At 68.6% G+C, this 12741-nt stretch carries 12 protein-coding genes; 8 read left to right on the forward strand and 4 right to left on the reverse strand.

The features are described 5' to 3' along the window. Positions 1-44: 44 nt before the first annotated feature. The 4 genes from HPS01S_RS02035 to HPS01S_RS02050 all read left to right on the forward strand — a co-directional run bounded on the left by HPS01S_RS02035 (position 45) and on the right by HPS01S_RS02050 (position 2438). Positions 45-527, forward strand: a complete 483-nt coding sequence (locus tag HPS01S_RS02035) for a DUF4148 domain-containing protein (protein WP_066150461.1) — start codon at positions 45-47, stop codon at positions 525-527. 59 nt (positions 528-586) lie between these two features. Further along, positions 587-970: a cupin domain-containing protein gene (locus HPS01S_RS02040; protein ID WP_066150464.1), complete on the forward strand. Its 384-nt coding sequence runs from the start codon at positions 587-589 to the stop codon at positions 968-970. Positions 971-1042: 72 nt separating this feature from the next. Continuing rightward, entirely contained in the window at positions 1043-1312 is a 270-nt protein-coding gene (locus HPS01S_RS02045) for a MoaD/ThiS family protein (protein WP_066150466.1), read from the forward strand. A gap of 31 nt (positions 1313-1343) precedes the next feature. Beyond that, positions 1344-2438, forward strand: a complete 1095-nt coding sequence (locus HPS01S_RS02050) for a WD40/YVTN/BNR-like repeat-containing protein (RefSeq protein ID WP_066150469.1) — start codon at positions 1344-1346, stop codon at positions 2436-2438. On the opposite strand, the gene HPS01S_RS02055 is transcribed toward HPS01S_RS02050, so the two are convergent. The 4 genes from HPS01S_RS02055 to HPS01S_RS02070 all read right to left on the reverse strand — a co-directional run bounded on the left by HPS01S_RS02055 (position 2435) and on the right by HPS01S_RS02070 (position 7386). Continuing rightward, positions 2435-3472 (reverse strand): endonuclease/exonuclease/phosphatase family protein, encoded by a 1038-nt coding sequence (locus HPS01S_RS02055; protein ID WP_066150472.1) that lies wholly within the window; start codon positions 3470-3472, stop codon positions 2435-2437. The genes HPS01S_RS02050 and HPS01S_RS02055 overlap by 4 nt on opposite strands. Before the next feature lie 45 nt (positions 3473-3517). Further along, complete coding sequence (locus HPS01S_RS02060; RefSeq protein WP_066150475.1) at positions 3518-4867, reverse strand: ATP-binding protein; 1350 nt, start codon at positions 4865-4867, stop codon at positions 3518-3520. Continuing rightward, entirely contained in the window at positions 4864-5526 is a 663-nt protein-coding gene (locus tag HPS01S_RS02065) for a response regulator transcription factor (RefSeq protein ID WP_066150478.1), read from the reverse strand. Before HPS01S_RS02065 ends, HPS01S_RS02060 begins: the two co-directional genes overlap by 4 nt. Positions 5527-5613: 87 nt before the next feature. Next, positions 5614-7386, reverse strand: a complete 1773-nt coding sequence (locus HPS01S_RS02070) for a DEAD/DEAH box helicase (protein WP_066150480.1) — start codon at positions 7384-7386, stop codon at positions 5614-5616. Positions 7387-7691: 305 nt separating this feature from the next. On the opposite strand from HPS01S_RS02070, the gene HPS01S_RS02075 reads away from it, so the two are divergent. The 4 genes from HPS01S_RS02075 to HPS01S_RS02090 all read left to right on the forward strand — a co-directional run bounded on the left by HPS01S_RS02075 (position 7692) and on the right by HPS01S_RS02090 (position 12736). Further along, positions 7692-9854: a DUF1631 family protein gene (locus HPS01S_RS02075; protein WP_066150483.1), complete on the forward strand. Its 2163-nt coding sequence runs from the start codon at positions 7692-7694 to the stop codon at positions 9852-9854. A 27-nt stretch (positions 9855-9881) separates the two neighbouring features. Further along, positions 9882-10439, forward strand: coding sequence for a hypothetical protein (locus tag HPS01S_RS02080; protein WP_066150486.1), 558 nt, complete (start codon positions 9882-9884; stop codon positions 10437-10439). Positions 10440-10514: 75 nt separating this feature from the next. After that, positions 10515-12176, forward strand: coding sequence for an energy-dependent translational throttle protein EttA (gene ettA / locus HPS01S_RS02085; protein WP_066150489.1), 1662 nt, complete (start codon positions 10515-10517; stop codon positions 12174-12176). A gap of 8 nt (positions 12177-12184) precedes the next feature. Next, on the forward strand, positions 12185-12736 hold the full coding sequence (locus HPS01S_RS02090; protein WP_218016578.1) for a DUF1415 domain-containing protein: 552 nt from the start codon (positions 12185-12187) through the stop codon (positions 12734-12736). The last annotated feature ends 5 nt before the right edge of the window (positions 12737-12741 follow it).

The following is a 12741-nucleotide window of genomic DNA, read 5'->3' on the forward strand; positions in this document are numbered from 1 at the left end:
GCACCATCACTTCACCGTTTCACCACTTCTTGAAAGGAAGCACCATGAAAGCCTCTTACCTCTCCAGCATCGCCCTTGCCGTGGCCGCCCTGTCGGCCGGTCAGGCCTTCGCCGCCGACGCTGACGCACCCCTGACCCGCGAGCAGGTCCGCGCCGAACTGATCCAGGCCCAGCAGGCCGGTGACGTGATCGGCGACAACGAGTCCGGTCTGACGCTGCGCGAGATGTATCCCGGCCGCTATCCGGCCGCCACCACCGCCCATGCCAAGACCCGTGCCGAGGTCAAAGCCGAGCTGGCCGCAGCCCAGCGCGATGGCAACGTGATCGCCGACAACGAGTCGGGCCGCACGCTGCGCGAGGTGTATCCGAACCGCTACCCCAAGGACAACGTGGCCCAGGCCAAGACGCGTGAGCAGGTCAAGGCCGAGTTGGCCGAAGCCCAGCGCACCGGCGACATCATTGCCGACGGCGAAAGCGGCAAGAAGCTGAACGAGCTCTACCCCAGCCGTTACCCGAAGGCAAACTGATTCCCCCCGGCCGGCGCCGTCTGGTCGTCTGGTACAACGCTCCTCCTCAGGAGATGACCATGACGACCTTCACCAAGGTGGTGCTCTACACCGGCACCGACGGACGGGCCGCGTTCCGCGAGGAATCGGTCGAACTCAGCGAAGGCACGCCAGCGGCGTGCCTTTCGCCGTTGATGCCCTCGGGCGGTTACCAGCTGCGCCAGAGCCCGGTCGGTTTTCGCAGCCAGTTCCACTGCACCGGTACCCCCCAGTGGCTGTTCGTGTTGCAGGGGCAGATGGAGATCGGGCTGCAGGACGGCAGCTCGCGCGTCTTCGGCCCGGGCGATCACTTCTATTCCGCCGACACCCTGCCCGAGGGCGCGACCTTCGACCCGGCGGTGCACGGCCACTGGAGCCGCCAGGTCGGCGACCAGCCGCTGGTAACGCTGTTCGTGCGCGCCTGACCCTGCCTCCAGAGGGGTTCGGGGCTTGCGCGCGCGGGCGAGCGAATCGACACTGCGTGCGGAACCTTCACCATGGTCACCGTCGAATTCGCCCCCGCCTTGCGCCGCCACGTGGACTGCGAACCCCAGCAGGTGCCACCGGGGTTGCTGCGCGATGCGCTGGAGGAGGCCTTGCGAGCTGCGCCGGCGCTGGCGGCCTATGTGTTCGACGACCAGCGCGCCGTGCGCAAGCACGTGGCCGTGTTCGTCAACCGCGAACTGGTGGCCGACCGGGTCCGGCTGGACCGGGCACTGCTGGCCGGTGACCGGGTGCTCGTGGTGCAGGCGCTGAGCGGCGGCTGAACCGCTGCCCACACAACGCAAGGAGACAACGATGGCGACGATGCTGGTGGCAAGCCGCAAAGGACTGTTCGTGTGGGAAGGTGAGGGCGCCGCATGGCGCATTGCGGCGCTGCACTTTGCTGGCGAGCCGGTCACCAGCGTGCTGGCCGATCCGCGCGACGGCCACTGGTACGCCGCGCTGCGCCTGGGCCACTTCGGCGTCAAGCTGCACCGCAGTGCGGACCGCGGGCGCTCATGGGCCGAGGTGGCCGCGCCCGCGTTTCCGCCCAAACCGGCCGAAGGCCCGATGGCCGACGACACCACGCCCTGGAGTGTGGACCTGGTGTGGTCGATGGCGGCCGGCGGCGCGGACGAGCCCGGGGTGCTCTGGGCGGGCTGCCTGCCGGCGGGCCTGTTCCGTTCGGAGGATCGCGGCGCGAGCTGGTCGCTGAACCGGCCGCTGTGGGAAGAGCCCGGCCGGCGCGAATGGTTCGGTGGCGGCTACGACCACGCCGGCATCCACTCCATCGTGGTCGACCCGCGCGATGCCCGCCATGTGACGCTGGGCATCTCCTGTGGAGGCGTCTGGCAGACGCGCGACGCTGGCACCAGCTGGTCCCTCACGGCCCAGGGCATGAAGGCCGACTACCTGCCGGCCGAGAGCGCCGACGACGGCAACACCCAGGACCCGCACGCCCTGGTGCAGTGCCGCGCCCAGCCCGACGCGCTGTGGGTGCAGCACCACTGCGGCATCTACCGCTCCACCGACGGCGGTGCCCTGTGGCAGCCCATCACCGCGCCGGCGCCGTCGGGTTTCGGCTTTGCCGTGGCCTGTGACCCGGGCAACCCGCAACGCGCCTGGTTCGTGCCGGCGCAGGCCGATGTCTGCCGCATCCCGGTGGACGGGCGCATGGTGGTGCTGCGCACCGACGACGGCGGCCGGAGCTTCCAGGCCTTCGGCGACGGCTTGCCTCAGACCCACGCCTACCACCTGGTGTACCGGCACGCGCTGGACGTGGACGCCACCGGCCGGGTGCTGGCTATGGGCTCGACCACGGGCGGGCTCTGGGTCAGCGCCGACGCCGGCGAGCACTGGCAGGAACTCTCGCGCGACCTGCCCCCGCTGTCGACCGTTCGATTTGCCTAGACCGGCACATCCGGCAGCTTCAGTCGCAGCAGCGCGCGCACGAAGCCGTGGTCGCTGCGGCTGCGGTCGCGGCCTTCGTGCAGATGGTCGTTGAACACCTCCACCCGGCGCACGTCGCCGATGGCCGCGCGGCTGGTGGCGACGAATTCCTCGCTCACCAGCACCTGGTCCAGCACCTCGGGGTAGCCCTGGTGGATGTGCGAATACGCCACGTCGCGCCGCAGTGCGGCTTCGCCCTGCACGTCCCAGGCGCTGAACAGGGCGTTGTCGCGCGCGCCCTTGTCGTAGGCCACCTGCGAGGTGGCGGCGATCAGCTGGGTGGTCACGCTGTGCGGCCCGTCGTTGAAATCGCCCATCACGATCAGGGGCAGCCGCGTGCGGTGCAGCAGCTCCACCACCTTCAGCCGCAGCGCCAGCGCCTCGCCTGCGCGCATGAGCAGCGACCGCAGCGAGCCCAGCGCCTGCACGGTCGGGTCTTCGGTGTCTTCCAGGGTCTTGCCGCTGGCGTCCTGCAGGAACTTGGGGCGCTTGGACTTGAGGTGCGCGGTGATCACGCCGATTTCCTGCCCGTGTTTCATGCGCAGTGTGGCCAGCAGGGGCGGGCGCTCGAAGCGGGTGTGCGGCCCCAGGCCGGGCACCTGCACCACGGCGGCGGCGGGAAAGTCGGCGATCGACTGCAGCGACTCGACCTTCAGCCGCGTCACCAGGCCCACGCGCGGCGTGCCCTGGGCGCCGTGTTGTCCGGGGCCGTTCTCGGCGCCGGGCACGGCCACGGTGCTGTACTGCAGGCCGCTGCGGGCGATGGCGGCGCGCAGGGCCACCTCGTCCCAGACCTCCTGCACCGCCAGCACGTCGGCGTTGAGCACGCGAAAGCGCTCGCCGAGCCACTCGACCTTGCGCTCGAACTCGTTCTGGCTGTACGGGTCCTGTCCGTCGTAGAAGTGGCGGCCCGGCTGCGCCAGGTTCAGCACGTTGGCGCTGGCGACGGTCAGCGTGGCCCAGCGGGAGGGTGGCGGCGGAGAGGTGTTGGCCATGGCTGCACTGTATATACAGAGTGGTGCGGCGGGTTTCCGTCTGCGTCAGGGGCTCAGCGGTTCGGTGCGGGAGGTGAACAGCGGCAGGTGCACGCGCACCGTCAGCCCCCCGCCGGGTGTGTCGGCCAGTTCCACCCTGCCGCCGTGCAGGGCCGCAATCTCGCCGACGATGGACAGGCCCAGGCCACTGCCTTTGCCGTCGCCGGGCGAGAGCCGGACGAAACGTTCCAGCACCCGCGCGCGGTCCTCCGGTGCGATGCCGGTGCCGTTGTCGCTGACCTCCAGTACCGCGGCCCCGCCATCGACGTGCAAGCCCACGTCGATGCGCACCGGCCCCGGGTTGTGGGTCAGCGCATTGCCGATCAGGTTGTCGACCAGGGTGCGCAGCGCATGCGGGTCGCCGACCAGGGACACCGGCTCGGCGCTCACCAGTCCCAGGTCGCAGCCCTGCTGTTCGGCGCGCGCCGAAAAGCCGGCGACGGCCTCGCGCAGCAGATCGTCCAGCCGCAGGGTCTGCTGCTGGGCCGTCTGCGCTTCGGGCTCCAGGCGTGCGAGCTGGAGCAGCTGGAAGGCCAGCCGGGAGGCCCGTTCGATGCCCGCATCCAGCTGGTCCAGCGCACCCTCCCATTCGCCCGGCCTGGAGCGCCGGACCAGCTGCGCCTGCAGCTTGACCACGGCCAGTGGTGTATTGAGCTCGTGCGCGGCGTCGGCCAGGAAGCGGCGCTGGTGGTTGAGCATATGCTCGATGCGGGCCAGCAGCTGGTTGAGCGTGTCGGCCAGTGGCGCCACCTCGGCGGGCAGGCCGGAGGTGTCGATGGGCTGCAGGCCTTCCGGGTCGCTGCGGGCGATGTCGCTGCGCAGCTGTTCCAGCGGCAGCAGCACGCGGTCGACGCCCGTGCTGGTGAGCACCGCCAGCACCAGCACCAGCAGCACCAGCGGAATCAGCAGCCATGGGGTGAGTGAGTAGAAGTGCTGGCGCCGGATCTTGGTGGTGACCGCCACCTGAACGATGCGCCGGTCGTGCGCCTGTGTGTACACACGCCAGCTTTCGCCCTCCCAGGTGACGATGTTGTGTCCCGGACGCTGCAGGGGCGGGCCGACATCGGCCAGCGAGGAATAGACCAGCTGGCCCGAGTGGTCCCAGATCTGGCTGACGAACTGGTCGAGGTCGTCATCGGCCAGTGCGGTCGAGGGCAGCGGCGCCGGGGGTTGAGCGGGCGCGGCCTCGTCGTGGCGCACCACCGTCTGGGCGATCTGCTCCAGACCCATGTCGCGTACATTGTTGAAGCCGCTCCAGGTCAGCCGCGCGGTCAGGAAACCGACCACCAGGGTGGTGATCAGCACCGAGGAGATCAGCCAGATCAGCAGCTGGGAGCGGATCGAGCGCAGTTTCAAGGCTGCTGCACCAGCTTGTAGCCCACCCCGCGCACATTGACGATCCAGGGCTCACCGAGCTTGCGGCGCAGGTGGTGCAGGTGCACCTCCACGGCGTTGCTGGAAATGTCTTCGCTCCAGCCATACAGCTGCTTCTCCAGCTGCTCGACCGAGAGCACCACCCCAGGCTGCCGGGCGAAGGTGGTCAGCAGGTCGAACTCGCGTTGCGACAGCGCCAGCTGCTTGCCCCCCAGCAGGGCCTCGCGCTCGGCCGGCCGCACCTCCAGGCGCCCCAGCTGGATGTGGGCGCTGGCGCGCCCGCCCTGGCGGCGCGCCAGCGCATGGATGCGCGCGCACAGTTCGTCCAGGTCGAAGGGTTTGGTCAGGTAGTCGTCGGCGCCCTGGTTGAGCCCGGCCACGCGGTCGGGCACGGCATCGCGCGCAGTCACCAGCATCACCGGGGTCGTCTGGCCCTCGTTGCGCATCCATCGCAGGATCTGCAGCCCATCGGGCTTCGGCAGGCCGATGTCCAGCAGCACCACGTCGTAGCTGCGGCGGCCCAGGGCGTCGACGACCTGGTCACCGGTCTTGGCCCAGTCCACCTGGAACCCGGCCAGATCCAGCCCTTTTTCCATGCTGGCACCCAGCATCACATCGTCTTCGGCAAGCAGCAGTTTCATGGTGTGGACCTCTGATTGCGCAATGGTACCGACGAAAAAAAGGCGGGCATGTGCCCGCCGTGCTGCCGATCGGACCGAAAAACGAACTCAGCGGATGCGGCCGTAGCTGGTGCGCAGCGGATCGGCACCGCCGCCGTTGCCACCGCGCTGTCCACCACCGCCCTTGTTCTTGTTGCGGTTGCCGGTGCGCATCGAATCGATGCTGGTGCGCAGCGGATCAGGCTGGCCGCCCGGCGAGGCGGCGCGGGCGCGCGGTTCCCGGATGCGCAGGCTGCCCAGGTGGGCATTGGGGCCGGGCTGGCGCTCGGGGCGGTCTTCGCCTTCGTAGCGGTCTTCGCGCGGTGCGCGCGGCGTGCGCTCCTGGTGCTGGCGCGGCTGACCGTTGTGATTGGGGTTGCCGTTTGCGTTGGCCTGGCGCGGTTGTCCGTTGCCGCCCCCACCGCCACGGCGGTTGCGGTTGCGGCGCCGGCCTTCGCCCTGGCCCTCGGCGGGGGGCTGGCCCTCACCGGATTCGGCGCGCTGGCGCGGCTGGCCACCGCCGTTGTTGTTGCTGCGTCCGCTGTTGCCGCCCTCGGCCTTCTTCTCGCGGATGCGGGTCATCATTTCCTGGCGTGCGGCCTTGGCGGCGGCGGCCATCACGTCGCGGCTGGGCGGCTTGCCCGCGCCGCCCCAGATGGTCTGGCGGCCCATGGCGATGGGTTCGGCCTTCTCACCCGGCTCGGGCATGAACTCCTGGAAGATCTCCACCGGAATCTGCTGCTTGGTGAAGCGCTCGATGTCCATCATGAAGCCTTCTTCGTCCAGGCTCACGAGGTTGACCGCCTGGCCTTCGCGGCCGGCACGGCCGGTGCGGCCGATGCGGTGCACGTAGTCTTCGCAGACGTTGGGGATCTCGTAGTTGACGACGTGTGGCAGCTCGTCGATGTCGATGCCGCGGGCCGCGATGTCGGTGGCCACCAGGGCGCGGATCTCGCCGCTCTTGAAGTCGGCCAGTGCCTGGGTGCGGGCGCCTTGGCTCTTGTTGCCGTGCAGCGCCATGGCCTTGATGCCGTTCTTGGTCAGGTAGTCGGCCACGTTGTTGGCGCCGAACTTGGTGCGGGTGAAGACCAGCACCTGGCTCCAGTTGTGCTGGTTGATGATGTGCACCAGCAGCGCCTTCTTCTTGCCGCGGCCCACGGGGTGGATCACCTGGGTGATGCGCTGCACCGTGGTGTTGCGCGGGGTCACCTGGATGCTCTGCGGGTCCTTGAGCAGGTTGTTGGCCAGGTCGCGGATCTCGTCGCTGAAGGTGGCCGAGAACAGCAGGCTCTGCTTGCTCTGGGGCAGCAGGGCCAGCACCTTCTTCACGTCGTGGATGAAGCCCATGTCGAGCATGCGGTCGGCTTCGTCGAGCACCAGGATCTGCACCTGCGAGAGGTCCAGGAAGCCCTGCTGCTGCAGGTCCAGCAGGCGGCCGGGGGTGGCCACCAGGATGTCCACGCCCTTTTTCATGGCGTTGATCTGCGGGTTCATTCCGACGCCACCGAAGACCACGGTGGAGGTCAGCGACAGGTGCTTGCCGTAGACACGCACGGACTCTTCCACCTGGGCCGCGAGTTCGCGGGTCGGCGTGAGCACCAGGGCGCGGATGGCGTTGCCACCAAAGCGGTTCTGGCCGCGCTCGCCCTGCGAGAGGCGCTGCAGCATCGGCAGGGTGAAGGCAGCGGTCTTGCCGGTGCCGGTCTGGGCGCCACCGAGCAGGTCGCGGCCGGCCAGGACGGCCGGGATGGCCTCAACCTGGATGGGGGTGGGGGTCTCGTAACCGTGCTCGCGCACAGCTTGCACGATGGCCGGAGCCAGGTTCAGATCTTCGAATTTCATCAATGAGAGGCACCCGTCCAGGGCGCTGGGGGCATCTGCCTGTGCGGTTGCCGAAGCAACTGTTCAGTTGAAGGCAGACGGGGTCTACAAAGCGGGTGGCAGGACCAGGAACTGGGGGCCGACCCTCCGGCGGGGTTGCCGGTGTTGCGGGCCACTGATGCGACGCAACGGGGCGTATTGTCGCACGTCTTGCCCAGCGACCGTCTGGAGAATTGCGGGAGCCGGCTGTCAGTGCCTGTCTCCATAATGTCGGTCCGCCCTCACGCCGGCCCCGGCCGGGACGATCCCACCCTCCACGAGAAGCCATGGATTCGCACAAGTTGATCCGGTCCGGTGTGGCCAATGACGCGGGAAAGCTGCGCCCGACACTCCAGCATTGCCTGGAGGCCGCTCTGTCGATCGCCGACACCATGATCGACGAGCTGCTGGCGCAGCTGGAGGCGGTGGCCGACCCGGACCGCCTGGCCAACCTGCCCATGGAACTGGAGCATGTGGACGTGGGGCAGATCGACCGCTGGATCCACGAAGCCGATGCCATCAAGCGCACCTGGTCGCAGCAGCTGCGCCAGGTCTTCTACCACGGCGAGGTCCAGGACCCGGACCTGCATGCCACGGTGCGTTTTGACGATCTGCGGCTGCTGGACGACCGGCAACTGGACGCCAGCATCGAATTCGCCATCGCCGAGCAGGCGCTGACCAAGTCCACGCAGGAACTGCTGCCGCGTCTGAACGCCCTGGTGAGCAACCTCATGGGCTGGCTCACGGTGCAGCCCGACCTGAACCCGCTGCGACCCTCGGCCTACGCCCGGGCGCTGCGCGCGGTGATGGTCCAGCACGTGTCCGATCCGCACCAGCGCACCGCACTGTTCGTGCCGGTGGCCGGCATCATGGGCGAGAGCCTGCGGCAGGTGTACCGCGAACTGATCCAGTGGCTGATGGCGCACGGCGTCGAGCCACTCGAGAACACCACGCAGTCGCTGCAGGCCGACAAGGCGCCGCGCAATGCGGTGGGCCGCACCCTGCTGACGCTGAGCCGGCTGCGCCAGTTGCTGGCCGGGGATCTCAATGGCGAGCAGGAAGGCGGGCAGATCTTCCTGCACACGGTGCCGGCGTCGATGTCGGCGCTGGAGGACCTGGGGCTCATCGAGCCCCTGATGCAGCGCCTGCGCCAGCGGCCGGAACGGGCCGCTGGTCAGGGTCCTGTGGCCGAGCTGCCGGTGGTCTCGGGCCATCAGCTGGGCCGGCTGCTGGGCCAGGAGGTGGTTCGCCTCATGCTGGACAACCTGACGCAGGACGAGCGCCTGCTGCCGGCCATCCGCCAGCAGATCGGACTGCTCGAACCCTCGCTGACCCGGCTCTCGCAGGCCGACCCCCGCTTCTTCAGCGACCGGCAGCACCCCGCGCGCCAGCTGCTGGAGAGCATCACGCAGCGCAGCCTGGGCTACCAGAGCCAGAGCGAAGACGGTTTCAGCGACCTGCTGCGATCGGTGACCGGCGCAGTGCGTTCGCTGCAGCGCGTCGACGCCAGCGAAGAGGTGTTTGCCCGTCTGCTCAAACGCCTGCGCCGCCGCTGGGAAGAGGACGACGCCCGCAAGAACCAGCGGCGGGCCGAGGCGGCGCGTGCGCTGCTGCACGCCGAGCAGCGGCAGGTGCTGGCCGAGCGGCTGGCCGCCGATTTCCAGCAGCGCATGCAGGACAAGGACGTGCCGGAGTTCGTGCAGCGCTTTCTCACCGGTCCCTGGGCCCAGGTGCTGGCCGAAACGCAGCTCGAAGGCAGCCTGCCGGGCAACGAGGGCGATTCGCTGGACGTGGTCGCCGACGACCTGATCTGGAGCGTGCAGCCGGCCCTGATCCGGCGCGACACCGACCGACTGGCGCGGCTGGTGCCCCGCCTGCTGGGCCAGATGCGCCAGGGCCTGCAGCGCATTGCCTACCCCGCCGAACTCACCGGCCAGTTCTTCGACGCGCTGGTGACGGTGCATGAAAAAGCCTTCGACGTGCCCACGCTGACCGACGCGTCCGGGGCCGGGGCGGAGGTCGACGCCCTCGACGATCCGATCACCCTGGGCATGTCGGTCGAGGAGCTGCCCATCGACGATTCGTTCTGGATCGCGGGCAAGGAGGCCGAAGACGCCGGTTTTGTGGAGGCCGAGACCGGCCCCATGCCCCTCGAAGGACTGAACGTCGTCGAAATGGACCTGGCGCCTGGCGCCTGGGTCGACCTCAAGGTGCAGGGCGAGTGGCTGCGGGCCCAGCTGACCTGGACCAGCCCGCGGGGCGGCCTGTTCATGTTCATCTCCGCCAATGGCCTGGCCCATTCCATGACCCGGCGCACGCTGGAGAAGCTGCTGGGCAAGGACGCCCTGCGCATCATCTCCCGCGGCGGGGTGGTCGAGGGGGCGCTGGACGCGGTGGCCCAGCAGGCCCTGCGCAACGCGCAGGAGGCCGATCCGGACACCGGTCTCTGACACGGCGGACCCGCGCAGGTTTTTCTCTTGACCACGACCACCTTCGGCTACGACCCGGCGCAGGACCGCATCTGGATGCGGGTGCACGATCAGGACGTCACGCTCTGGCTGACCCGGCGCATGGTGCGCAGCATCCTGGGGCCCATGCTGAAGGTGTTCGAGGAGTCCACTCCAGGGCAGCAGGGCGGCGCCGCACCCCGGGCGCGGGCGTCGATCGAGCACCAGCTGTCGCTGCACGAGGCCGCCCCGGGCCAGCGACCGGCGCAGATCCGGGCGGGCCGCGAACAGCCCGGCCAGGAGAGCGACCCGCAGCGGCGCCTGTGCACCCGGATCACGACCCAGGCCGCGCCCCAGGGCGTCACCCTGAACTTCGAAACCGGCGCCGGCCCGCTGGTGCTGCGGCTCAGCCGCAAGGGCATGCACCTGTGGTACCGGGGGCTCGCGCTGGTGCTCCCGCAGACCCACTGGAACCTGCCCGAGCCGCTGCCGGAGTGGCTGCAGGAGCCCATGACACCCGCAGCGGTGCGGGACCTGCTGGACCGCCCGCTGCCGCCCGACCTCGACAAACCGGCCTCCGGGCGATAATCCCTGGTTTTCCCCTTTGCCCCATCCGGTGCCTTTCGCCGGAACAACGCGCCTTCACCAGCGAGCTCATCAGCCATGGCCCAGTACGTCTTTTCCATGAACCGTGTCACCAAGACCGTGCCGCCCAAGCGGCAGATCTTGAAGGACGTTTCCATCAGCTTCTTCCCCGGCGCCAAGATCGGCGTGCTCGGTCTGAACGGCTCGGGCAAGTCGACCCTGCTCAAGATCATGGCCGGCATCGACAAGGAGATCGAAGGCGAAGCCATCGCCATGCCGGGCATCCAGATCGGCTACCTGCCGCAGGAACCGCAGCTCAACCCCGACCAGACCGTGCGCCAGGCGGTGGAAGAGGGCATTGGCGGTGCGCTCAAGGCCAAGGCCCGCCTCGAAGAGGTGTACGCCGCCTACGCCGAACCCGACGCCGACTTCGATGCCCTGGCCGCCGAGCAGGCCGAACTCGAAGCCATCATCGCCGCCAGCGGGTCCGAGAACTCGGACCTGCAGCTGGAGCTGGCCGCCGACGCGCTGAACCTGCCGCCGTGGGACGCGATCATCAAGAACCTCTCCGGTGGCGAGAAGCGCCGCGTGGCCCTGTGCCGCCTGCTGCTGTCCAAGCCCGACATGCTGCTGCTCGACGAACCGACCAACCACCTGGACGCCGAGTCGGTCGAGTGGCTGGAGCACTTCCTGCAGCGCTTCCCCGGCACCGTGGTGGCCATCACCCACGACCGCTACTTCCTGGACAACGCCGCCGAGTGGATTCTCGAACTCGACCGTGGCCACGGCATTCCCTACAAGGGCAACTACACCGACTGGCTGGACCAGAAGGAACGCCGCCTGGAGACCGAACAGAAGTCCGAAGACGCCCGCACCAAGGCGATGAAGGAAGAACTGAAGTGGGTGCGCTCCAACGCCAAGGGCCGCCAGGCCAAGAGCAAGGCGCGTCTGGCCCGCTTCGAGGAGCTGAGCGACGTCGAATACCAGAAGCGCAACGAGACCAACGAGATCTTCATCCCGGTGGCCGAGCGCCTGGGCAACCAGGTGATCGAGTTCAAGAACGTCAGCAAGTCCTTCGGCGACCGCCTGCTGATCGACAACCTGAGCTTCTCGGTGCCCCCGGGCGCCATCGTCGGCATCATCGGCCCCAACGGCGCCGGCAAGTCGACGCTGTTCCGCATGATCCAGGGCGTCGAGCAGCCCGATTCGGGCACGGTCGAGATCGGCCAGACCGCCAAGCTGGCCTTCGTGGACCAGAGCCGCGAGAGCCTGGACGGCAGCAAGACCGTGTGGGAAGACGTCTCGGGCGGGCTGGACAACATCACCGTGGGCAAGTTCGTCATGCCCTCGCGCGCCTACATCGGCCGCTTCAACTTCAAGGGCAACGACCAGCAGAAGCTGGTGGGCAACCTCTCCGGCGGTGAGCGCGGCCGCCTGCACCTGGCCAAAACCCTGGCCCAGGGCGGCAACGTGCTGATGCTCGACGAACCCTCGAACGACCTGGACGTCGAAACCCTGCGCGCTCTGGAAGAGGCACTGCTGGAATTCGCCGGCTCGGCCATGGTGATCTCGCACGACCGCTGGTTCCTCGACCGCATCTGCACCCACATCCTGGCCTGCGAAGGCAACTCCCAGTGGTACTTCTTCGACGGCAACTTCACCGAGTACGAAGCCGACAAGAAGAAGCGCCTGGGCGAAGAGGGTGCACGTCCGAAGCGCACCCGTTTCAAAAGCATTTGACGCCCGCCATGGATGTGACCGACGAACAGGTTCTCGCCGACACCCGCCGCTGGATCGAGAAGGCGGTGATCGGGCTGAACCTGTGTCCGTTTGCCCGTTCGGTGTACGTGAAGAACCAGGTGCGCATCGTGGTCAGCCGCGCGCGGCACCTGGACGCCTTCCTGGACGAGCTGGACCGCGAGCTGGACCTGCTGGTGAACACGCCGGCCGAAGAGATCGACACCACGCTGCTGGTGCACCCCACGCTGTTCCCGGACTTCGAGGTCTTCAACGACTTCATGAACGTGGTGGACGACGTGGTGGCCGAACACGAGCTCGAAGGCGTGATCCAGGTGGCCAACTTCCACCCGCAGTTCCTGTTCGATGGAGAGGCGGCGGACGACCCCAGCCACTTCACCAACCGCGCGCCGTACCCCACGCTGCACCTGCTGCGCGAGGACAGCGTGGAGCGCGCGGTGGCCAGCGAGGGCGGGGACGCCGAGAAGATCGTGGAACGCAACATCGCCACGTTGCGCACGCTGGGCGCCGAGGGCTGGAAAGCCTTGCTTTCTAAGCCCTGAACTGC

Source organism: Hydrogenophaga pseudoflava NBRC 102511 (assembly GCF_001592285.1).
GTDB lineage: Bacteria > Pseudomonadota > Gammaproteobacteria > Burkholderiales > Burkholderiaceae_C > Hydrogenophaga > Hydrogenophaga pseudoflava.